This is a genomic window from Streptomyces sp. NPDC098789 (assembly GCF_044759975.1).
Lineage (GTDB): Bacteria > Actinomycetota > Actinomycetes > Streptomycetales > Streptomycetaceae > Streptomyces.
This window is the reverse complement of the sequence record NZ_JBIWAJ010000004.1, coordinates 145,739-167,473: the sequence shown is the minus strand read 5'-3', so window position 1 is coordinate 167,473 and position 21,735 is coordinate 145,739. Positions and strand designations below refer to the sequence as shown.

Below are 21,735 nucleotides of genomic sequence, written 5' to 3'. Positions count from 1 at the left end.
CCCGCCGGCGCGGACGTCACCCGTGCGGGTGGCACAGGTGGCCGTGCAGAGGTGCTTGCCGAGTGCGCGGGTGACCTTGCACAGTGGGCGCCATGACTCCGGCCGATCTCTTCCAAGCCTTCGCCCGTACCCGCGCCTCGCTCGACGGAGCCGAGGTGACCTTCTGGTGGTCCGGCAACGTGTTCGGCTGGTCCCCCGACCAGCCCTACCAGCGCCTGTTCGGCTTCGAGGGGGTGAACGTGGCCCGCCTCGTCACCACGGACACCGGTTACGAACTGCTGACGCGCGAGGCCGCCTTCTACCTGGACCCCGACACCCGGGAGATCCTGGAGACGTGGGAGAAGAAGCCGGTCGTCCACGTCTGGAACGATCCGGCGAACCAGCGGTGGCGGCCGTTCCCCGTCCCGCTGACCCGGCTGGGCGACCAGGTCTGCTTCAGCCTGGAGATCCCGCTCGCCTATCCGTCCCCGCTGCCGGTCGCGCAGTTCCCGGAGCATTCGGCGGACGACACCTACCGGGCGCTCGAACTCTTCCAGTTCTTCGCCCCGGAATCCGTCTTCGAGACCGACGCGCCGAGCGTGCCGGCGACGATGTCGTGGACCCGGCAATCGCCCTGGCTGCCCTGGATGGAGCAGGGTCAGCGTCCCGGTGGGCTCACCTTCCACTGCCGCGGCCGCAAGCTCGGCTCCTACGCCGAGGTGCCCGAGCGCACGAGCGCGTACATCGCCGCGCACCACCCGGAGTTCGCGCACGCCCCGGACGCGTGGAGCGAGCCGAACGAGACCAGCTGGACCTACTTCCGGCGGCTCAGAGACCGGGGCGAGCTGTGATCCTCACGGTGCCGACCGCCCTGCACGGCTACCCCGGGGTGGCGTTCGGCGGGTACGTGGCGGGCGTACTGGCCGGGCGGGCGGCCGCGAAGACCGTACGGGTGGACTTCCGGCGGCCGACGCCCACGGGCACCCCGCTCGGCCTCGCCGAGACCGCGGACGGCGGGAGCGAGCTGACCAACGGCGTCCTGGTGCTGGCCGTGGCCACGCCCGTCGAGACGGACCCGGAGGCCCCGCCGGCGCCCACCTGGGACCAGGCCCGGGCCGCGGCCGAGGCCTACCGCGCGGCGCCGCCCGAGGACGTGGCCGACTGCTTCGGCTGCGGACTGGGCCGGACACCGGACACGGGGCTACGGCTGCACTGCGGGCGGGTGCCGGGCCGCGAGCTGGTGGCCGCCGCCTGGACCCCCGGGGCGGCGCTCCTCGACGCGGACGGCGCGCTGCCGCCCGAGCTGGTGTGGGCCGCGCTGGACTGCCCGGGGAACGCGGCCGGGCGGCTCCTGGGCACCCAGCGGGCCGGGGCGGTGACGGCCTCGCTCACGGCGCGGCTGCTGGGTCCGGTGCCGGCCGCCGCGGGGCTCGTCTCCTACGCCTGGCTGCTCGGCGAGTCCGGCCGCAAGCACCGGGTGGGCACGGCACTGGCCACGGCCGACGGTGAGGTCATGGCCGTGGGCGAGGCGCTGTGGGTGGACCCCCGGAGCTAGTGCGGGTCAGTCCTTGATCGAGGTGATCTTCTTGGTCGCCAGGTCGGCCTGGACGTGGATCTCGGTCGTGGAGCCGCCCCACGTCAGGGTGACCGTGGCGCTGGTCTTGCCCGTTCCGCTGCCGGTGGAGGTGACCTTCCACTGCGACGGCACGTTCTGCGCGCGCAGCACGCCGTTCGCGTGGTTGGTCTCCTCCCACTTCTTCAACTCGGCCTGGAGGGGCTTGGCGAGGTAGAAGGAGCGCAACTGGTCGGCCGTCTTGCCGTCGCCGTCGTACACCGCGTCGATGTAGGCGCCGTAGAAGTCGGCGATCCGCGTGAACGCCGCCTCGGGGCTCCCGGAGACGGACGGGAGGGCCGCGGCCGCGGCCGGGGCGGCCTTCGGGGTGGACCCGTCGGCGGACGCGGAGGCGGTGGTGACGAAGGCGAAGGAGAGGGCCGCGGTGGCGGCGGTGGCCGCGAAGACGATGGCGGCGGTGCGCGTGGTCGGGCGCTGGAGCATGGGCCGTACCTTTCCCCGTTGCGAGTGCGGGCAGTGTGGTCACTGTCACTGCACCCCACGACGCGGCACTCACGCCGAACGGTTCTCAGGTCACCCGAAATGGCCAAAAACAGGCTGCTCTGTCCGGGAATCCGCTACTGGCGCCACCGGCACGCGTGTGCCGCTCCGGGGGCCCGTAGGGAACCGGAGCGGCAGCGCCCCCACGCTCAGCGGGGACCGGGCCGTGGCCACGGGTCAGCCAGTCTTGCGGCGGACCTTCTTGTTCTTCCCCGCGCCACCCGTGCTGGTGCCGGAGATCTTGGCGCGGCTCTGGTGCGCCTGCTGGGACTGCGCGTTGCGCTCGTTGCGATCCAGGGCCTCCCGGAACTTGCGCTTGGCCTCGGCGGCGGGGGAGGTGTCCTCCGGGGTCTCCGGGGTGTCCGAGGTGTCCGAGGTGTCTGCCATGTGTCCTCCTGGGTTGATCTGAAACCGATTCAGTCTGTCAGCCCGTGCGCTTGCTGACCAGCGCGTTTCCCGAAGGGCGGCGCTCCCCAGTCTGGCACAGGACACCCCGTCCCCGGCGCCGCCGTCACTTGACGAGCTTGCCCTCCGGGGTGACGGTGAACCAGGTCCCGCCCACGCCCTGACCTGCGGTGTCACCGGGGTTCTGGTCGCCCGTGAACCAGTACAGGGGCCAGCAGTCGATCGCCAGCTGCTTCGTGCCGTCCGACCGGGTGTAGGTGCTGAGCAGCTTGGGGTCGACGCCCTCGACCGCCTTCGCGTCGACCGGCTGGGCGGGCTTCCACTTCTCCCCGCAGGCGCCCTCGCAGTTGGACTTCATCGGCCACGCGGTGTCCTTGGTGAAGCGGTAGAGCGTACGGCCCTTGGCGTCCCGGAGGATCTTCCCGAGCGTCTTGTCGTCCGCGGCGGAGAGGGCGGGCAGCGCCGCCGGCTCGGCCTGCTGCGGCGCCGCGGCGCCCGCCTTCTTGCCCTCGGGGGTGACGGCGAACCACGTGCCGCCCACTCCCTGCCCGTTGGTCTGGCCGGGGGCCGTGTCCTTCGCGAAGCGGTACACGGGCCAGCCCGCGATCGTGATCTGCTCCGATCCGTCCTGCCGCTTGAGGGACCCCAGGGCGGCGGCGGGGACGGCGCCCGCCGCGACGCCCTGGGCCGGCGCCGGCGGCCAGGTCTTCGCGCAGTCACCGGAGCAGGCGGAGGTGGAGGCGGGCTTCGCCGTGTCCTTGTCGAAGCGGTAGAGGGTGAATCCGGCGGAGTCCGTCACGACCTGGCCGAGCTTCGGGTCCGTACGGACCACCAGCGCGCCGGAGGCGGCGCCCGCGGGAGCCGCCGCGCCGTCGCCGTTCGCGTACGGGTCGGCGGCTCCCGACCCGGCCGCCGCGGGGACCTGGGCGCCCACGGCGGCGGCGTCCGTCTTCCCGCTCGCCTGCGTTCCGCAGGCCGTCGCGCCGAGGAGCAGCGCTGTGGCAGCTCCGGCGAGGGTGAGCTTGCGCAGGTTCGTCATGACAACTCCCGTAATCCGGTGGTTCGTTTGAAACTGTCGGCACCGCAGACACGCGACCCCCCGAGGGCCGGTTCAATGTCGTGCGGAGATTTCTGTGGCGCCGGTCGCCGTGGATCCGCCGGGCACACGCGAAGGCGCCGGTCGGGGGACTCCCCCGACCGGCGCCTTCGCGTCGGGCGCGTACCCGGTGCGCGGTCGCGCACGCCGCCGCTCAGGCCGGCAGCGGCACGGACACGAACGACGTGCCCGCCTCGTTCTGCACCACGACCTCCTTCACGTCGGCGGGGTCGACGGCCGCGGATCCGTCCAGGGCGGCGCCCTTGCCCGCGCCGTTCTCCTGGCCGCCCACCACCCAACTGCCCGCGGTGGTGCGCGTACCGTCCCGGGCGACCACCACCAGCAGGCACCGCTCGCCCGCGGGCACCCCGGTCACCGCCGCGCGCACCCGCACCCAACGCGCGGCGGGCGTCACCTGTACGGTCATCCGCGCGCCGCTGCGCGCGTCGGTCGCCGAGGCCACCTTGGTGCCCGGCGGTGGCGGCGAGGGCGTCGCCGTCGCCGTCGGGGGTGGCGGCGGGGGACCGTCGGCCACGTCCCGGGCGTCTCCCGCACCGACCCGCGCACCGGCCCAGAACACCGCCGCCAGCGCCGCGGCGACGGCCAGACCCGCGACCACGGTCCGGCGCCGGGCCTGCCCGGCCCGCTCGCCCCGCATCTGCCGCAGCGTCCGCTGGAGCAGCAGGTCGCCGCCGTCCGGGGGTCCTTCCAGGAACGCTTCCTCGGGCACTTCCCCGAGCGCCGCCTCCATCTCGCGCAACGCGGCCACCTCCTCGCGGCACCGCACGCAGCCGCTCACGTGCTCTTCGACGCGGCGGACCTCGGCCCCGTCGAGGACGCCGAGCACGTACGGGCCGAGCAGTTCCTCCTCGTGCAATTCCCGGTTCACGCCACCACCTCCTGCAGTCCGGGCTGCTGCGGCGGCCTGCCCGGTCGGTTGCCTCGTCCGCCCCGATTGTTCCTGCCTTCCCCGCCGGTGCCCGCGCCGCCGTCCCGGAACGCCTCGCGCAGGGCCTTGAGGGCGTAGTGCGAGCGGGACTTGACGGTGCCGGCCGGGATGCCGAGGACGTCCGCGGCTTCCGTCACGCTGAGCTGGCGGTAGTACAACTCCGTCAGGACGTCCCGGTGTTCCGGGGTCAGTCGGTCCAGGGCGCCGAGGACGGTCATGGAGTCGACGACGGAGTCGGAGTGGTCCGGTTCCACCGGCGGGGTGGCCGCGGATCCGGAGACCTCCTGTGGCCGGGCCGCCTTGGCCCGGTAGCGGTCGGTGATGATGTTGCGGGCCACGGTGAGCAGCCAACCGCGCACCGAACCCTTTCCGTTGACCAGGATCTCGGCGTGCCGCCATGCGCGGATGACCGTCTCCTGGACGACGTCCTCGGCGGCGGCCCGGTCCCCGGTCAGTCGGGTCGCGTAGGCGAGCAGGGCGTGGCCGTGCTCCTCGTACACCGACCTGATCAGTGCCTCGTCGGTCGAGCCCCGCCGACTGCGGGGCCACAGTGGTCCGGCCATCTCACACCCTCTCCGTCTTCCTCGCGTGCGTGGTGCGGTCCGTACACGCCGTACGGAGGGGTCCGGTTCATGTGGCCCGCGTCACACCGCGGGGCGCGGGCGGTGCTCAGCAGTGGCGGCCGCTGTTGAGACAGGCCACCAGCTGCGCCATCGCGGCGTCGGTCATCACGTCGACGAACATCGCGTGGTCCGTCCTGGGGCTGTGCCGCTGCTCGGGGAAGGAGTCGAGGGCGATCGCCGCACCCGGGGGCACGTCGTAGGCGAGGGAGATCCGCAGCCGCGGCACCGGGAAGGTGCCCTGCGGGCAGATCCCGCCCGCGCCGGGGAACGACAGGTGCGAGCGGTGGTCGAAGGAGGCCGTGTCCAGGCCGTTCCAACAGCTGGGGAAGACCAGGGTGCGGGTGAGGCGCTCGCCCGCCGGACAGCGGGGGTAGCGGGTGGTGGAGCGGTCGGGCGAGCCCGAACAGCCCCAGCGGGCCCGGACGTCGGCCTCGTCGGCCGCCGTCGCGGCCACCGGGTCGCCGGTCATGGCGCGCAGGAAGCGGGGCATCGGCACCACCTGGCTCACCGGGTTGCCGAAGAACTCCACGGACACGCTCGCCTCCGGCAGGATCGCACCGGCGTTGCCATGGCCCGCCGCCGCCTCCCGCGGCTGCGCGGCGGGCCGGTCCGGGAGGCGCAGGACCGGCCAGTAGTACGTGGAGCGGTCGCCGCCGCGGCAGCTGGTGGCGGCCGCGGCCAGGGTGTCGTCCGTGGACATCGCGTCGGTGGACAGGTTGCCGACGTACGCGTGCGTGTGGTGCGCGCCCGCGCGCAGACCGGGGGAGACGACGAGGTTGTCCTCGTTGTAGTGGCCCTCCTCGTCACGGCCGCAGTCCACCCGCACCGTCCCGGCGGAGCCGCCCGGTCCGGTCGGCGGGGGATCGGCGGGCCCGGGCGGTACGTCGCGCAGGTCCACGAAGTCGCCGCCCGCCGGGCCGGAGCGCGTCGTACCGGAGCGCGTCGTACCGGAGTGCGCCGTGGCGGCGGTGGCGTGATCGGGTCGCGCCGCGTCCGCCGCACGCGAAGCCCCCAGAACGGCGGCCGTGAGCCCGCCGCCGAGCAGCAGGCAGATCAGCAGCGCGAACAGTCGGCGTTCGTTCCCCATGGGGTCACGGTCGCCGCTCGCCGCCGGCCCGGTCAACCGCGTCTCACGGGCGGGACGCCGGATCCCCGGGCGGGGGTCGTGGGGGCAGTGGCAGGGGGTGAGCAAGGGTTTTCCCCGTATCGAGTTCATCCCGGCGTTGCCTACTGTCTGCCCACCGGCGGTCTCGTCCGGGTCGAACATCCGCCCCGCCAACCCCACTTGGCGCGGCGCTCTGCGACCCGGCGCTTCCCCGGTACCGCCGGTACCCCTCCTCGTCGACGCGGGCGGGGTGACGACGAGCGGTGGTGGCCGGGGCGTGCGGAGGAGCCCTCTCCGGCCGCCGCCGCGCTCGCGGCGGGCCCGCCCCACACACCCCTCCCCGTTCTGCCGACCTCTCGCGCATCGCGCCTCGCGCATCCCGTACCTCCGTCCCCTCCCGCACACCGCCGTGCGGGGACCGTGCCTCCTCCCCGATGCCACACCCCCCACGCAACCTCCCACACAGCACCACACCGGCCGTCCCCGGTCTGCCGGGGACGGCCCGCGAAAGGGAACACCGTGCACGCATCCAGACGTCGACTCATATCGGTGGTGGCCATCTCGGTCACCCTGCTCGCCGGCAGCGCCACCACCTCGATGGCCCTCGGCCGTCCGGCCGCGGCCCCGGCCGCCCCGGCTCCCGTGGCCCCCGCCACCCAGGTCCTGCCGGTCGCTCCGGTCGAGAACCTGATCGTCGGTTACAAGTCCTCGGCCACCGAGGCGAGTTCCAACACGGCCGCTGCCGACGACGCCGTCGCCAAGGGCCACAAGAGCGGCAAGAAGACGAAGTTCGAGCGGCGCCTCGGCACCGGCGCCGCGCTGGTCAACCTCGGCGGAGCCGTGGCCCCGTCCGAGGCGGCCGCGGTGATCGCCCAGTTCCGCGCCGACCCGGACGTCGCCTACGTCGAGCCGGACTCCCGCGCCTACGCCATGGCGACCCCGGACGACACCGAGTACGCCAAGCAGTGGGACCTCTTCGAGCCCACCGCCGGCATGAACGTCCCCGGCGCCTGGGCCAGGACCACCGGCACCGGGGTCACCGTCGCCGTCATCGACACCGGTTACGTCGCCCACTCCGACGTGGCCGCGAACATCGTCCCCGGCTACGACTTCATCTCCAGCTCCAGCGCGGCCCGTGACGGCAACGGCCGCGACAACAACCCGGCCGACCAGGGCGACTGGAGCGCCGCCGGCGAGTGCGCCGCCGACGCCAAGGCCAGCGACTCCTCCTGGCACGGCACCCACGTGGCGGGCACCATCGCCGCGGCCACCAACAACGGCAAGGGCATCGCGGGCATCGCCTACGGCGCCAAGATCCAGCCGGTGCGGGTGCTCGGCAAGTGCGGCGGCGCCACCTCGGACATCGTCGACGCCATCACCTGGGCCTCCGGCGGTTCCGTCCCCGGCATCCCGGCCAACACCACCCCCGCCAAGGTCATCAACATGAGCCTCGGCGGCTCCGGCGCCTGCGGCACCAGCTACCAGAACGCCATCAACGCCGCCGTCGGGCGCGGCACGACCGTCGTCGTCGCCGCGGGCAACAGCAACGCGGACGCCAGCGGCTTCTCGCCCGCCAGCTGCAACAACGTGATCTCCGTGGCCGCCACCAACCGGACCGGCGACCGCTCCTTCTACTCCAACTACGGCCCGGCCGTCGACGTCGCCGCCCCGGGCGGCGAGACCCGCCGCGCCACCGACACGCCCGGCACCGTCACCACCCCCGAGAACGGCATCCTCTCCACGCTGAACGCGGGCACCACCACCCCCGGCGCCGAGATCTACAAGCCCTACCAGGGCACCAGCATGGCCGCCCCGCACGTCGCCGGGCTCGCCGCGCTCCTCGTCTCGGCCAAGCCCTCCCTCACCCCGGCCCAGGTCGAGTCGGCCATCAAGACCAGCGCGCGCCCGCTCGCCGGCACCTGCACCGGGGGCTGCGGAACGGGTCTCGCCGACGCGGCCGCGGCTGTGACCGCCGTGACCTCCACGCCGCCGGCCCCGGCCTACGAGAACACCACCGACGTCGCCATCCCGGACAACGGCGGCGCCGTCACCTCCGCCATCACGGTCTCCGGCCGCACTGGCAACGCCCCGGCCACCCTCAAGGTGTCCGTCGACATCAAGCACACCTACCGCGGTGACCTCGTCATCGACCTCGTCGGCCCCGGCGGCGCCGTGGTCAAGCGCCTGCAGAACTCCTCCGGCGACAGCGGCGCCAACGTCCTCACCACCTACACCGTCGACGCCTCGGCGCTCCCGGCCAACGGCACCTGGCAGCTGAAGGTCCAGGACGTCGCCGCGGCCGACACCGGCTACATCGATTCCTGGAGCCTCGGCTTCTGAACCGGTGCGGGCGAGGTGCGCACGATCGGCCGCGCGTCACCGGTCCGGACTGACCACCCGGGCCTGACGGGCCGATAGTACGGACCAAGCCGGCCCCCGGACCTGCTGATACGGCTCGTATCGGCGGGTCCGGCGGGCATTCCTGTCACCTGACTGATTTCTGCGTCACAATCCGGGTCCGTCCGGCGGCGGACCTCGTATTGTCGCGCTCACAGGAGCAGCACAGGAACTGGGGACCGAGAGGCTGGTGGCTGTGCGTGGCGGCGACGGGGAACGCTGACACGACCGTCGGACACGGTGAACTGATCGAGGCGGTGGACCGCGCGCTGACCACGCACGGCCGCGCCGTCCTCACCGGACCGGCAGGCTCGGGCAAGACCGAAGTACTGCTCGCCGTCGCGGCGGCCGCTTTCGGCCGCCGCGAACGCGTGCTCCGGTTCGCGCCGGAAGCGGCCGACCAGTGGATACCCGAGGCCGCCGCGGCCGCCCTCCTCGCCTCCGTCCCGCGCACCGCCCTGGACCGCCTCGCCCCGCCCCAGCGCACCGCCATCGCCCTGCTGCGCCGCGAGGCCGACGCCCCCCGGGCCGGCCGTGACCACGTCGCCCTGCGCCTCGGCGTCGTCGAGGTGCTGCGCGTCCTCGCCGAGCGCAGCCCCGTGCTCCTCGTCCTCGACAACGCCCAGTGGCTCGACGCCGAGACCACCGACCTGCTGCGCTTCGCCCTGCGCCTGACGCCCCGCGGCGTCCGGGTCCTCGTCGCCGAATGCGTGCAGGGCGGCGCGCCCGTGGCCGAGACCCTGTGCGGTCCGGGCGCCCCGACGGTCCGGGTGCCACCGCTCGGCGCCGACGAGGTCGCCGAACTCCTCGTGCGCCACGGCCTGCCCGCCCGCCTCGCCGGCCGCATCCACCAGGCCAGCGGCGGGAACCCGCGCCTCGCGCTCGCCTTCGGCCACTCCCTCGCCGAGGCCCGGGACGGCGCCGCGCACCACGCCGACACCCTGCCGCTGTCCGGACAGGCCCGCGAGGTGGCCCGGCGGTTGCTCGCCGAGGCACCGGCCCGCGCCCACCGCACCCTGCTCCTCGCCGCCCTCGCGGCCCGGCCCACCACCGCCCTGCTCCGTCGGGCCGGACGCCCCGACGCGGAGGCGGAGCTGGCCGAGGCCGAACGGGCCGCGCTGGTGACCGTACGCGACGACGGCAGCGTCGAATTCACCGCCGGCGCCCTGCCCACGGCCCTGGCCGCCGACGCGGGCTGGCCCGAACGGGCCGCCGGACACGCCGCGTTGGCCGCCGCCGTCGACGACCCCGTGCAGGCCGTCCGGCACCGCGCCCTCGCCGTGGACACCCCCGACGAGGAGCTCGCCGCCGAGATCACCGAGGCGGCCGCGGCCAGCCGCCGCCGGGGCAGGCGCGCCCTGGCCGCCGAGCTCGGGCTGCTCGCCGCCGAACGCACCCCGCCCGGCCGCCCCGCCGCCGAACTGGCACGCCTGGTCGGCGCCGCCGAGGACGCGGGCTGGGCCGGTCGCGCCGACCTCGCCCGCCGCGCCGCCCGCGCCGTCCTGGCCCGCGACGCCTCGCCCGCCGACCGGGTACGGGCCCGGCTCGCCGTCATCGACGCGGCCGGCCAGGCCCTCGCCGACCTCGACGAGACCTTCGCCTACGCCCGCGACGACGCCGCCGCGGACCCCTCGCTCCAGGCCGCCGTGCAACTGCGCGTCGCCTGGAAGCTCAACCTGAGCGACGGCGACCCCGTCCGCTCCTGCGCCGCGGCGGCGGAGGCCGGGGTGCTGGCGGCCACCGGCGGCGACCAGGTCGCCGAGGCCATGGCCCTGACCGTACGGGCCCGGATGGGCCGGATCCTGGGGGACCCGGACGCCGAGGACATCCTGGCCGAAGCCCTCACCCTGCCCGCCCCCGAGGTGCCGCTCGGCATGCGCAACGCCCCGCAGTACCTCGCGGTCCGCCACGCCCTCTTCGACGACCGGCTCGCCGACGCCCGCGAACAGCTGCTGGTCCTGCTGCCGGCCGTCCAGCGCACCGGTTCCGCCGAGGACGTCTTCGAGGTGCTGCGCAGCCTCACCGAGGTCGAACTGCGCCGCGGCCGCTGCGCGGCGGGCCGCGCCCACGCGCGGCGCGCCCTGGAGCTGACCATCGAGGCGGGCCTCTCGCCGGGCCCGGCCTGGTACGTCGCCGCCACCGCGGAGGCCATGGCCGGCAGCTTCGCGCGGGCCACCGGCTACGCCCGACGCGGCATCCAGGCCTCCGAGGAGGAACAGGACCAGGTGTTCCTCTCGCGCAGCCTCTTCGCCCTCGGGCAGGTCGAGCTGGCGACGGGGGAGACCGCCAAGGCCGTGACCACCCTGCGCCGGGTCGCCCGGCTGGAGGCCGCCCAGCAGGTCGTCGACCCCTCGATCCTGCGCTGGCACGGGGAGCTGGCCGAGGCGCTGGTGGCCGCCGACGCCCCCGACGAGGCCGCCGAACTGGTCGCGTCCGTCCGTACGGTCGCCCTCGACCTCGGCCGCACGAGCGTGGTCGCCGCCCTGGACCGGGCCGGCGCCCTGGCCCACTCGGCGCGCGGCGAGACCGATGCGGCCGTCGCCCTGCTGGAGGCCACGGCGGAGCGCTTCGACGCCCTCGAACTGCCGCTGGAACGGGGCAGGACGCTGCTCGCCCTCGCCCGGGTGGAACGCCGGCGCCGGCGCCGGGCGCCCGCCCGCGCCGCCCTGCGCACGGCGGCCCAGATCTTCGCGCAGGCCGGGGCGAAGCCCTGGACGGACCTGGCCACGGAGGCCCCGCCCGGCCCGGGGGGCGGCCCCGAGGGCGGCTCCGGGCACCCCGGCGCGGCGGCGCTCACCGAGGCCGAGACCCGCCTCGCGCTGCTCGTCGGCCAGGGCGCCAGCAACCAGGAGGCCGCCGACCGGCTCTTCGTGAGCGTCAAGACGGTGGAGGCGCGGTTGACCCGGATCTACCAGAAGCTCGACGTGCGCTCCCGGGCGCAGCTGGCCACCGCGCTGCGGGCGCGGTGAGGGCGGGCCGGGGCCCGGGCGGGGCGGTCGTAATCGGTTGGCCCGAAACGGCCGGCGGCCCTAGGGTGCGCGCATGACGATCATGAGTGCCCAGCACATAGACGAAGCGGTGTCCCTCACCACGCGGGCCCTGCGCGGCGTCGTGGACCTCGACTGGACGGTCCCGGCCGACGGGCTGGAGTGGAGCTGTTACGACACCGTCGTCCACCTGGCGGGCGACTTCACGTGCTACGCGGGCCAGCTGACGGCCCGGGCGGCCGACGGGTGGGTGCCCTTCGAGATCACCGCCGATCCGGGGACCACGCCCGCCGGGCTGATCCAGATCATCGAGGCGACCGGCGGTCTCCTCTCGGCCGTCGTGGCCACCAGCCCCGCCGATGTCCGGGGCTGGCACCCGTCCGGTTCGGGCGGTCCGGACGCCTTCGCCGCGATGGCCGTCCTGGAGGCGCTCGTGCACACCCATGACGTCGTCAGCGCCCTCGGGGTCACCGACCGGGAGCCGTCCGCGGAACTGTGCACGGCGGTCCTGGACCGGCTCTTCCCGCACGCGCCGCGCGCGAACGCCCCGTGGCCGACGCTGCTGTGGGCGACGGGCCGGACCGAGCTGCCGGGTCTGCCCCGCCCGGGGGCCTGGCGCTGGCACGCCGACCCGATCCGTTCGGAGCGGCTCGTGCTCTGCGAGATCTCCCCGGCGACCGGCGCCGACCTGCACGCCGGTGGCACGGGCGGCTTCGCGTGGGCCGAGGACGGGCCGTTCGAGGGCACCCGGTTCGCCGCGGGCATGGTGGTCAAGGCGCGCGAGGCGGGTACATACCGGCCGGGTTGGGGCGCGTACGCGATCGTCCGCGCCGCCGACGGCCTCGCGGTGGGCGGCATCGGCTTCCACGCGGCGCCCGACGGCGACGGCAACGCCGAGATCGGCTACGACATCGTGCCCTCGGCGCGGGGCAACGGCTACGCCGTCGAGGCGGTACGGGCCCTGTCGTCCTGGGCCCTCGCCCAGGACGGCCTGACCACGCTGCACGCCACCGTGGACGACGACAACCTCGCCTCGCACGCGGTCATCGCCCGGGCCGGCTTCGCGAGGAGCGGCGCGGGTGAAGGGGACGTCCACTACACCCGCACCGCCGACTGAGCCGCAGGGCTCAGGAACGTACGAGGAGCACCCCGCCCGCGAGGACGACGCCCAGGACCACGGCCAGCGCGCCGTACACCGGGCGGTGGGCGCGCAGCACCGGCACGAACCGGTCGAGGGCGAACCGCCCCGGGCCGGTCAGCGCGAGGGACACGGCGGCGGCCGTCAGCAGCAGCTCGTACTCGATGCCGGTGGGGGCGAAGAAGGAGCCGGTGCCCTTGACCGCGAACACGTTGACCATGGTGCCGACCACGGCGGCCGCGGCCAGCGGGGTCAGCAGTCCGGCCGCTATGCCGAGGCCGCCGAGGGTCTCGGAGAGGCCGGCGACGACCGCCATGGCCTCGCCGGACGGGTAGCCGCTCGCGGTGAAGAACGCGCCGGTCCCGCTGATGCCACCGCCGTCGAACCAGCCGAAGAGCTTCTGGGAGCCGTGGGCCGCCATGGTGAGGCCGAGGACGAGGCGCAGGAGCAGCAGTCCGCCGCCCGCGAAGGGGTGTGCGTGCGGGGCGGCGGGGGCCGTGGGGGACGGCGTGGGGGTGAGGGTGGGCGTGGGGGTGGGGGTCATCGGGGAGATCCTTCCCGGTGGGGACTGTCCGTAGAAGCGATGAAGGCGAAAGGTCTTTCGAATTTGAACGACCGGCTCAGACCCTAGCCTCTGATTCAATTTGGAACAACTTGGCGTAAGCTGGAGACATGGCTGAAACGAGATGGCTGGATGACGACGAGATGCGCGCCTGGCAGGGCTTCCTCGCCGCTTCAGCGCTGGTGAACCGGCGCCTCGACCAACAGCTGAAGGACGACTCCGGCCTCTCGCACGCGCAGTACGAGATCCTCGTCCGGCTCGCCCGGGCCACGGACGGCGAGCTGCGGATGACCGAGCTCGCCCACGGGCTGATCAACTCCAAGAGCGGACTGACCTACCAGGTCACGCAGATGGAGAAGGCCGGCCTCGTGCGGCGGCGCAGTTGCCCCTCCGACGTGCGCGGAATCTTCGCGGTGCTCACGGAGGCGGGCCGCGCACGGCTCGACGAGGCGGCGCCCGGCCACGTCGCGGCGGTCCGTGACGCGCTGATCGACGTCCTGACCCCGGAGCAGCTCGGCGCCGTCGCCGACGGCCTCGGCGAGGTCGCCCGCAGGCTCCGCGAGGCCTGACCGAACGGGGCGCGCTCGGCCCGGTCGGTCAGCCGTCCGGCCCGGCGCCGGTCAGGCGGGCGTCGCCCCGGACGGCGCGCCCGGTACGTCGACGCGGGATCGTCGGTTCTCCCACGGGGACCGGCCTACGCTTCCGTTCCCCCATCGGGCGGCTGCGGAACGCGCGCTCGCATCCAGCGTGCTCCCGGGTGCGGGGGAGCGCACCTCGGTCAGTCGGACTCCGGCGCCTGCGGCACACAGGCGCGCAATTCGGCCAGGTCCAGCGCCATCACCGCGATGTCGGCGCTGCCACCCGCGTAGACGCAGGAGACGATCCGGGACCCGGGGTTGATCACCATCGCCTCCCGCACGGACGGGGTGCGCACCCCGGTGGCGCGGGCCCCGTCCAGTGCCACCGGCTCCCCGCGCTCCGGCACCCAGCGCGCCGCCCCCGGCCCGCCGCACACCCGGCCCATGCGCCAGCGCCCGCGCCCCGCCGGCAGCCGCGCCATGCCGGGAATGCCGACCGGGGCGGTGTCGGGGCCCGCCGCCACGCGCTGGAGGTGCTTGCGTCGCAGCAGCCAGCCGGCGCCGCCCGCCACGATTGCGAAGAATGCGAACTCGATCACCCGCCCCATTAAAACACAGGCGTGCGAATCCAGAATGAGGCCGTAATTGGCCTTATCGCTTCACGGCCGTCTGGCTAATGTCTCCCGCGTCCAGGTCGTGACCCCGCACGCACGGGGTCGACAAGGGGGATAAATGAAGATCGGAATTCGGCGCTCCATCGCACTCGCGGGGGCCCTCGCCGTCCTCCCGCTCATGACGATCTCCGCCAATGCGGAAACCTCCGCTCCGCTGTCCGCCGACGCGGTGGCCTCGATGACACCGGAGCGACAGGCGGAAGTGCTGGGGCCGCTGAGGCTGGCGGCCGATGCCGTGGCGCAGGTGGGGCGGGGGGCGCGGGCGGACGTCTACACCCAGGTCGAACTCGCACCCACCTATCGTTCGGTCAATGTTTATCTGACCGATGTCGCGCAGGGCCGCGATTTCCTTTCCGCGGTCCACAAGGTGAATCCGAAGGTGGACACCGGGCTGATTCACATCGTCCAGGGAAAGAAATCCGGAAAACAGCTGAAGAAGGAGATCGCGGAGATCACGGACCGGGCCGATCTCCCCTTCAAGGTGGCCCTCGCGGGCAGCACGCCCGACGGCGGATCCATCCAGCTCGCCGTGGACGACCCGACGGCGGCCCGGGGGTACTTCGCCTCGACGGCCGTCACGGAGCGACGGGCCGCGAGCGCCGCCACCGCCGTCCAGATCACCCAGGCGCCCCCCTCCCGGCCGCTGACCCGGGAGAACGACACCTCACCCTTCTACGCGGGAGCGGCGCTCGGCCCCAACATCGGCGGCAAGGCCCACTGCACCAGCGGCATCCCGGCGGTCAGCACCTGGGACGGCCGGCAATGGCTGGTCACCGCGGGCCACTGCCACAACGTCAACGACAACGTCTACACGATGGGCGGCAACTACATCGGGCAGGTCAAGTACAAACTCCCCGCGGTCGACTCGGCGTTCATCGAGGCGCCCACCAACCGCTACACCTGGGACGGCCTCGACGCCACGGGCTACACCCGCTACCTCAACGGCGTGCGCAACGTCGCCGTCGGTGACTTCACCTGCCAGCTCGGCTACAACACCAAGGTCTTCTGCAACATCAGGACGGTCTACGCGGGCAACGCCAGCTGGAACGTCAACGGTACGACCGTGAACGGCAGTTACGGCGTCCCCCACTACGGGGGCATCGTCGGCCGCGGCGGCGACAGCGGCGGACCCGTCATCTTCATCAACGACCAGAACTCCCGCCAGCTCAACGGCATCGTCAGCTACGGCTACGGCTGCAACGCCTCCCAGGAATGCAGCACCGGCCTGGCCTGGGTGGACGTGTGGTCGATCTTCAACGCCTTCGCCATCAAGCTGAACCCCTCCTGACCCCTCCTGACCCTTCCCGACCCCGACGTGCGCTGACTCCCGCCCCCCCGGCGGCGGTCAGCGCCCCAGGGCGGCCCACACGCCCGGGTCCTCGAAGCCGAGGGCCCACAGCCCGCTGCCGCGCACGCCGTGGCGCGCCAGCACGGCGAGGTGGGCGGCGGAGCCCTTCGCGTCCTGGTACCAGACGGCGTGCTCCTCGCCGTCGTCGTCGGTGTAGTCGAAGTGCGGAGTGCCGGAGGCTTCGTCGAAGACGTAGTCCGCGCCCGTCCGCTCGCGCAGGGCCTCCGCCTCCAGGCTGGTCACGTGGCCCGCGCGGTCGGTCGAGCCGACCTTCCAGTCCCAGCCGTAGGCGGGCAGCGCCACCTCCAGCTTCGCGGGCGGCACCACGCCGACGGCGTAGGTCAGGAACCGGTCGTACCACTCCAGGGAGGACAGCGGGCCCGGTTCCGCCAAGGCGTTGTGCAGGTTGTACCCCATGATCCGCAGGGTGTCGGCGACCTTGCCCAGATGTGCGTAGTCGAAGGCGAGGCCCGCCCCGTCGACCCGGGGCATGACGGTCACGACGCAGGTCCTGCCCTCGGCGTGCAGCCGGGTGCACAACTCCTCGACCAGCCGGTCGTACCCGGTGCGGACCCGCTCGACCAGCGCGGGGTCCGTGGTCTCGGCCATCCGCTCGTAGTCCAGGTCGAGGCCGTCGTAGGACCGGCTCCGCACGACCTCCATCAGGGCGTCCACGTGCGTCGCGCGCTCGTCCGGATCGCCCAGCAGCGCGGCCATGTCCTTCGGTCCCGGGGTCTCGATCACGGTCGGGACCACCTTGATCCCCTTGGCGTGCAGACCGTCGATGATCCGACGGTCCCCGGCGCCCGCCTCGCCCTTGACGGTGTCGGCCTCCGTCGCCGTGTACCAGAACGGACTGACGGTGTGCAGCTGGTCGGCGTGGGCCAGGGCCGAGGCGTAGCCGACCTCGGTGTCCCAGTAGGGAAGCCACGCGGAGCTCGTACGGGCGCCCGCGCGCGCCCCGTCGGCGGACGCGGACGCGGCCGGGGGCGCGGATCCGGCTCCGGCCCCGGAACCGCTGCGCGCGGCGGGCGCGCTCGCGGTCAGCAGGAGCACGGCGGCCAGCGCGGCGGCGCAGCGCAGGGACGCGGGAAGGGCCAGGGCCCGGGCCGGGGGCCGGGTCGAGGAGCGTGCGGTCGTCATGGTCCGAACCTGGCGCGAACCGCGGGCTCCGGGAGCGCGGGACGCGCCGAAAGCGGTCGACCCCGCACCGATCGGCCCACCCGGCGCCCCCCGGACGCGGAACGGGACGGTGTGCCCGGGTCGGGAATGCGGGGCGCGGGCGGGCGGTTCGGATCATCGCGAGACCCGACCATCCGCATGCAGGGAGAAGACCATGAAGATCGGCATCATCGGCGCGGGCAACATCGGCGGCAACCTGACGCGCCGTCTCACCACCCTCGGCCACGAGGTGTCCGTGGCGAACTCGCGCGGCCCGCAGACCCTGGGCGCGCTCGCACAGGAGACCGGGGCCACCCCCGTCACCGTCGCCGAGGCGGCGCGCGGCGCGGAGGTCGTCGTCGTCACCATCCCCCTGAAGAACGTGCCGGACCTGCCCTCCGGCCTCTTCGACGGGGCGGCCGACGGGTTCGTCGTGATCGACACCGGCAACTACTACCCGCAGCAGCGCGACGGCCGGATCGCGGCCATCGAGGACGACGGGCAGACCGAGAGCCGCTGGACCGAGGGGCACCTCGGCCACCCGGTGGTCAAGGCCTTCAACGGCACCTACGCCGAGGACCTGCTGACCCGGCCCCTCCCGGCCGGCGCCCCGGACCGGCTCGCCCTGCCGGTCGCCGGTGACGACGACGCGGCGAAGGCGACCGTCCGGGCCCTCATCGACGAACTCGGCTTCGACTCCGTCGACGCCGGCGGCCTCGACGACTCCTGGCGCCAGCAGCCCGAAACCCCCGTGTACGGGCTGCGCGCGGGCGTCGACGCGGTCACCGAGGCGCTGGCCGAAGCCTCCCCGGTCCGCAAGGACGGCTTCCGGCACCAGGGCTGACCGGGGCGGGCCGGGACCTACCGGGCCGGGTCCTACCGCGCCGCGAGGTCCGCGACGGTGGCGGCCACCACGCCGAAGAGGTCCCCGATGGTGGTCAGGGCGGCGCTCTGGAGCGTCGCGGCGGGCACCACGGTGCCGTCGGGCGCGGCCAGCGTGCGGGTCGCGGTGGCCTCGGCGACCACGGCGGGCCGGTATCCGAGGTTGAAGGCGCCCTGGGCGGTGAAGGTGACGCACATGTGCGTCATGAACCCGGCGAGCACCAGGTCCTGGCCGGAGTCCAGCCCGCGCAGGGTCTCCTCCAGCGTCGTGGCGTGGAAGGCGTTCGGGACGGTCTTGACCACGACGGGTTCGCCGTCCCGGGGCGCCACCTCGGGGCTGATCGAGCCGATCTCGGCGCGGATGTCGTACGGGCCGCCCTCACCGCCGTCGTTGACGACGTGCACCACGGGAGAGCCCGCGGCGCGGGCGGCGGCGAGCAGGCGGGCGCCCGCCGCCAGAGCGGCCTCGGCGCCCTCCAGCTCCATCACCCCCGTGCGGTAGGTCTGCTGGAAGTCGATCATGATCAGGGTTGTCGTGGCGCCGAGCCGGGGGAGCGCGGGGTCGAGCCCGGACAGCGTGCGCAGGGTGGCGGACGGGGTGACGGTGGTGACGGACATGGGAAGGTCCTCTCGTTCGTTTCACGGGAACCCGTGCGGCGCACGGGAAAAGGGCACGGCGAAGCCGCGGACGCGGCGGCGGCGGGTCAACAGGGTTGGTGGGTCGACAGGGTTGGTGGGTCCGCCGGGTTGATGGATCAGCGGGGTCGAGTGCTCAGCGGGGTCGGGTGCTCCGCGTCGCGCCGGAAGCCGGCTCAGCCGGCCGAGCGGAAGCGGCGCCGGTAGGCGGCCGGGGTGGTGGCGATCTGCTTGCGGAAGGCGCGGTGCAGTGTCTCCACCGAGCCCAACCCGGCCGCCGCCGCGATCCGTTCGAGCGGCTCGTCGGTCGTCTCCAACAACCGCCGGGCGGCCTCCACCCGGGCCGCCTCGACGTATCCGGCGGCGCCGACGCCCGTCTCCCGGCGGAAGGTCCGGGCGAAGTGCCGCTCGCTCACGCACATGCGCTGGGCGAGCGCCGCCGCGGAGAGATCGCCGTCGAGGTGATCGGCGATGTACGCGCACAGCTCGTCGATGTCCCGGCGCGCGGCTGCGGGACGGCTGAGCGGGACGCTGAACTGGCTCTGGCCACCCTGCCGTTTGAGGTACATGACCAGGTGGCGCGCCACGGCCAGGGCCATCTCCTCGCCCAGGTCCTCCGTGACCAGGGCGAGCGCCAGGTCCATGCAGGCGCTGATCCCGGCGCCGGTCCACACTCGCCCGGAGCGGACGAAGATCGGGTCCGGGTCGACCTGGACGAGGGGGTGGTCGGCCGCCAGTCGCGCGGCGGTGGACCAGTGGGTGGTCGCCCGCCGCCCGTCCAGCAGCCCCGCGGCGGCCAGCAGGTGCGCCCCCACGCACACCGAGGCGACCCGGTGGGCGTGCGGGGCCGTGGCCCTGATCCACTCGACCACCGCGTCGTCGATACGGGGTACGGGCCCCGCCGGGCCCAGCTCCACCGCCCCGGGTACCAGCAGCGTGTCCACCGCCGCCCCGACCTCGGCGAACGTCAGGTCGACGGCGAGGCGGACCCCGGCCGAGGTGGTCACCTGGCCGGGTTCGGGACCCGCCAGGCGCACCTCGTAGGCGCGGGTGGACGACTCGCGGTTGGCCAGCGCGAAGACCTCGGCGGGGCCGGTGACGTCGAGCAGGTCGACGTCCGGGAAGACCGCGATGACGACACGGTGGGGAGTGGGCATGCGTCCATCCTCACCGCCCGCTCCGGTGGCCGCAATGACGGTTCTCTGTCACATCCGGACACGCGCGCCGGTGGAGGCGCGCGTGTCCGGACGGGCTCACGCCGTGACGGGCGCGAGGTGCGCGACGACCTCCGGGAAGCTGTCGACCACCCAGGTGGGCTCGGCCGTGGCCAGCTCGGCCGCCGAGTGCACCCCGTAGGTGACGGCCACCGAACGCATCCCGGCGGCCCGCGCCATCAACAGGTCGTGGGTGGTGTCCCCGACCATGACGGCGTGCTCCGCCGTGAGGCCCAACCGGTCGAGGACGACCTGCCCGGACTCGGGATCCGGCTTGGGTCGGGTGACCTCGTCCGCGCCGATCACGACGGCGAAGTACTCCCGCAGCCCGGCCGCCGTGAGCAGGGCGTCCGCCGGGCCGTGGAACTTGCTCGTCGCGACGGCGAGCGCCACCCCGCCCTCGCGCAGCCGCGCCAGCCCCTCCGCGACCCCGGGGAAGACCAGGTCCGGGGCCTGCGGGAGCACTATGGTGTCGAAGAACTTCCGGTAGAGCAGGACCGCCTCGGCCACCTGGGCGTGCTCCACCTCCCGCTCCAGCAGGAGGGCGAAGGCCCGCTCCAGGGGGAGCCCGATGGTGGCCCGTACGGCGAGGTCCGCGGGCCGGGTGACGCCGAGCGCGTCGAAGGCCGCCCCGAAGGTCGCCACGATGGCGCGCGGCGAGTCGACGAGGGTTCCGTCCAGGTCGAAAACAGCGAGTCTGATCATGACGCCGAACCTACCGGCGAGCCGCCGCGGAGCGCACCGTGCGCGGCGGCCAGCCGGCCCGCCGCCTCGGCGCAGGTCACGAGCACGGCCATGTTGGCCCGCGCCGCCCGACCGTCGGTGGCGGCGTCCACGGCGCGCATCAGGTAGCTGGTGATCCCCTGCCCCGAGACCCCGTCCCGCTCGGCCGCGGTCACCGCCCGTGCGATGGCCGCCTCCACCTCGGCCGAGTCGACGGCGTCCGCCTCGCTGACCGGGGTGGTGATCAGGAAGGCCGTGGGGGCGCCCAGCGCCCGGTGCGTCTCGACGGCGCGCGCCAGGACCTCCGGGTCGTCGATCCGGTGCGGGGCGCGGTGGCCGCTCGTACGGCAGTAGAAGGCGGGGAAGTCGTCCGAGCCGTACGCCACCACCGGCACGCAGTGCGTCTCCAGGTACTCCAGGGTCAGCCCCAGGTCCAGGATCATCTTCGCGCCCGCGGACACGACCGCGACCCGGGACCGGGTGAACTGGATGAGGTCCGAGGAGACGTCGAAGGTCTGCTGGGCGCCGCGGTGCACCCCGCCGATCCCGGCCGAGGAGAACCAGCGGATCCCCGCCAGCTCGGCCGCCACCAGCGACGACGCCACGGTGGTGGCCCCCGGCCCGCCCCGGGCGAGGACCACCGGGAGGTCCCTGCTGGAGACCTTGGGGATGCCCGTGCGGGAGGCGAACCGCTCGATGTCGGCGTCGGTCATGCCGATGCGCAGCGCGCCGTCCTCGACGCAGATCGTCGCGGGCACCGACCCGCCCGCCCGGACCGCGTCCTCGACCTTGCGGGCCGTGGCCGCGTTGTCCGGGTAGGACAGGCCGTGCGTGATGACGTTGCTCTCCAGGGCCACCACGGCCCGGCCCTCGTGGAGGGCCTCGCGGACCTCCTCCGTGTACACGAGGGGGACCCCCGCGCCGGTGCTCACGCGCCGTCCCAGTAGCCCGGTGCCTTCAGCAGCAGCTCGCGGTGGGCGGCGATGTCGGTGACGACCCGCTCGTCCCAGTCCTCGGGCGCCACCGGTTCGAGGGAGATCGACACGACCTCCTCGTCGACGGCGAAGGTCGCGGTCACGGCTGCCGTGACCGCCGCGTCGAAGGCGGCGAGCCGCTCGGGCGTGAGGTCCTTGGGGAAGTGACGGACGTGGACGTGGGGCACGGA

The 21,735-nt window shown here is 74.1% G+C and carries 22 protein-coding genes; 8 read left to right on the top strand and 14 right to left on the bottom strand.

Annotated features, from left to right (window positions below):
- The first annotated feature begins 92 nt into the window (after nt 1-92).
- Complete coding sequence (locus ACIQWR_RS10870) at nt 93-830, top strand: DUF1838 family protein (protein ID WP_404006686.1); 738 nt, start codon at nt 93-95, stop codon at nt 828-830.
- Nucleotides 827-1,534, top strand: coding sequence for a hypothetical protein (locus ACIQWR_RS10865; protein WP_404006684.1), 708 nt, complete (start codon nt 827-829; stop codon nt 1,532-1,534). Before ACIQWR_RS10870 ends, ACIQWR_RS10865 begins: the two co-directional genes overlap by 4 nt.
- 6 nt (nt 1,535-1,540) lie before the next feature.
- Here ACIQWR_RS10865 and ACIQWR_RS10860 read toward each other — a convergent pair whose 3' ends face one another.
- The 6 genes from ACIQWR_RS10860 to ACIQWR_RS10835 form a co-directional block, all read right to left on the bottom strand.
- Entirely contained in the window at nt 1,541-2,035 is a 495-nt protein-coding gene (locus ACIQWR_RS10860; protein WP_404006682.1) for a hypothetical protein, read from the bottom strand.
- A 234-nt stretch (nt 2,036-2,269) separates the two neighbouring features.
- Nucleotides 2,270-2,479 carry a DUF5302 domain-containing protein gene (locus ACIQWR_RS10855; RefSeq protein ID WP_404006681.1) on the bottom strand — a complete coding sequence of 70 codons (210 nt, stop codon included), beginning with the start codon at nt 2,477-2,479 and terminating at the stop codon, nt 2,270-2,272.
- Between the two features lie 124 nt (nt 2,480-2,603).
- Entirely contained in the window at nt 2,604-3,536 is a 933-nt protein-coding gene (locus tag ACIQWR_RS10850) for an SCO0930 family lipoprotein (RefSeq protein WP_404006679.1), read from the bottom strand.
- A 211-nt stretch (nt 3,537-3,747) separates the two neighbouring features.
- Complete coding sequence (locus ACIQWR_RS10845; RefSeq protein WP_404006677.1) at nt 3,748-4,482, bottom strand: zf-HC2 domain-containing protein; 735 nt, start codon at nt 4,480-4,482, stop codon at nt 3,748-3,750.
- Nucleotides 4,479-5,105, bottom strand: a complete 627-nt coding sequence (locus tag ACIQWR_RS10840) for a sigma-70 family RNA polymerase sigma factor (protein ID WP_404006675.1) — start codon at nt 5,103-5,105, stop codon at nt 4,479-4,481. The genes ACIQWR_RS10845 and ACIQWR_RS10840 overlap by 4 nt, the downstream gene beginning before the upstream one ends.
- Nucleotides 5,106-5,211: 106 nt before the next feature.
- Nucleotides 5,212-6,252 (bottom strand): DUF1996 domain-containing protein, encoded by a 1,041-nt coding sequence (locus tag ACIQWR_RS10835; protein ID WP_404006673.1) that lies wholly within the window; start codon nt 6,250-6,252, stop codon nt 5,212-5,214.
- Between the two features lie 570 nt (nt 6,253-6,822).
- On the opposite strand from ACIQWR_RS10835, the gene ACIQWR_RS10830 reads away from it, so the two are divergent.
- The 3 genes from ACIQWR_RS10830 (at nt 6,823) to ACIQWR_RS10820 (ending at nt 12,771) form a co-directional block, all read left to right on the top strand.
- Entirely contained in the window at nt 6,823-8,610 is a 1,788-nt protein-coding gene (locus tag ACIQWR_RS10830; protein WP_404007478.1) for a S8 family serine peptidase, read from the top strand.
- Nucleotides 8,611-8,867: 257 nt separating this feature from the next.
- Nucleotides 8,868-11,636 (top strand): AAA family ATPase, encoded by a 2,769-nt coding sequence (locus tag ACIQWR_RS10825; protein WP_404006671.1) that lies wholly within the window; start codon nt 8,868-8,870, stop codon nt 11,634-11,636.
- A 73-nt stretch (nt 11,637-11,709) separates the two neighbouring features.
- The gene (locus tag ACIQWR_RS10820) at nt 11,710-12,771 is read left to right on the top strand and encodes a GNAT family N-acetyltransferase (RefSeq protein ID WP_404006669.1); all 1,062 of its coding nucleotides are present in this window, start codon (nt 11,710-11,712) and stop codon (nt 12,769-12,771) included.
- Between the two features lie 10 nt (nt 12,772-12,781).
- On the opposite strand, the gene ACIQWR_RS10815 is transcribed toward ACIQWR_RS10820, so the two are convergent.
- Nucleotides 12,782-13,336 carry a DoxX family protein gene (locus ACIQWR_RS10815; protein ID WP_404006667.1) on the bottom strand — a complete coding sequence of 185 codons (555 nt, stop codon included), beginning with the start codon at nt 13,334-13,336 and terminating at the stop codon, nt 12,782-12,784.
- Nucleotides 13,337-13,464: 128 nt separating this feature from the next.
- On the opposite strand from ACIQWR_RS10815, the gene ACIQWR_RS10810 reads away from it, so the two are divergent.
- On the top strand, nt 13,465-13,923 hold the full coding sequence (locus ACIQWR_RS10810; RefSeq protein ID WP_404006665.1) for a MarR family winged helix-turn-helix transcriptional regulator: 459 nt from the start codon (nt 13,465-13,467) through the stop codon (nt 13,921-13,923).
- Nucleotides 13,924-14,132: 209 nt separating this feature from the next.
- On the opposite strand, the gene ACIQWR_RS10805 is transcribed toward ACIQWR_RS10810, so the two are convergent.
- Complete coding sequence (locus tag ACIQWR_RS10805; protein ID WP_404006664.1) at nt 14,133-14,531, bottom strand: hypothetical protein; 399 nt, start codon at nt 14,529-14,531, stop codon at nt 14,133-14,135.
- Between the two features lie 133 nt (nt 14,532-14,664).
- Here ACIQWR_RS10805 and ACIQWR_RS10800 point away from each other — a divergent pair, with 133 nt between their 5' ends.
- The gene (locus tag ACIQWR_RS10800) at nt 14,665-15,894 is read left to right on the top strand and encodes a hypothetical protein (RefSeq protein ID WP_404006663.1); all 1,230 of its coding nucleotides are present in this window, start codon (nt 14,665-14,667) and stop codon (nt 15,892-15,894) included.
- Nucleotides 15,895-15,951: 57 nt separating this feature from the next.
- Here the strand turns inward: ACIQWR_RS10800 and ACIQWR_RS10795 are convergent, their stop codons facing one another.
- A complete protein-coding gene (locus ACIQWR_RS10795) occupies nt 15,952-17,097 on the bottom strand; it encodes a glycosyl hydrolase family 18 protein (protein WP_404006661.1) in 1,146 nt (381 codons plus the stop codon).
- On the opposite strand from ACIQWR_RS10795, the gene ACIQWR_RS10790 reads away from it, so the two are divergent.
- A complete protein-coding gene (locus ACIQWR_RS10790; RefSeq protein ID WP_404006659.1) occupies nt 17,096-17,959 on the top strand; it encodes an NADPH-dependent F420 reductase in 864 nt (287 codons plus the stop codon). The two genes, ACIQWR_RS10795 and ACIQWR_RS10790, sit on opposite strands and share 2 nt — an antisense overlap.
- Before the next feature lie 32 nt (nt 17,960-17,991).
- Here ACIQWR_RS10790 and ACIQWR_RS10785 read toward each other — a convergent pair whose 3' ends face one another.
- From ACIQWR_RS10785 to ACIQWR_RS10765, 5 genes are all read right to left on the bottom strand, one after another.
- On the bottom strand, nt 17,992-18,615 hold the full coding sequence (locus tag ACIQWR_RS10785; protein ID WP_404006657.1) for an isochorismatase family protein: 624 nt from the start codon (nt 18,613-18,615) through the stop codon (nt 17,992-17,994).
- Between the two features lie 194 nt (nt 18,616-18,809).
- Nucleotides 18,810-19,790, bottom strand: a complete 981-nt coding sequence (locus ACIQWR_RS10780; protein WP_404006656.1) for a GlxA family transcriptional regulator — start codon at nt 19,788-19,790, stop codon at nt 18,810-18,812.
- 96 nt (nt 19,791-19,886) lie between these two features.
- Nucleotides 19,887-20,552, bottom strand: coding sequence for an HAD family hydrolase (locus tag ACIQWR_RS10775; RefSeq protein WP_404006654.1), 666 nt, complete (start codon nt 20,550-20,552; stop codon nt 19,887-19,889).
- Complete coding sequence (locus ACIQWR_RS10770; protein WP_404006652.1) at nt 20,549-21,502, bottom strand: pseudouridine-5'-phosphate glycosidase; 954 nt, start codon at nt 21,500-21,502, stop codon at nt 20,549-20,551. Before ACIQWR_RS10770 ends, ACIQWR_RS10775 begins: the two co-directional genes overlap by 4 nt.
- Nucleotides 21,499-21,732, bottom strand: coding sequence for a hypothetical protein (locus tag ACIQWR_RS10765; RefSeq protein ID WP_399257239.1), 234 nt, complete (start codon nt 21,730-21,732; stop codon nt 21,499-21,501). Before ACIQWR_RS10765 ends, ACIQWR_RS10770 begins: the two co-directional genes overlap by 4 nt.
- Between the last annotated feature and the right edge of the window lie 3 nt (nt 21,733-21,735).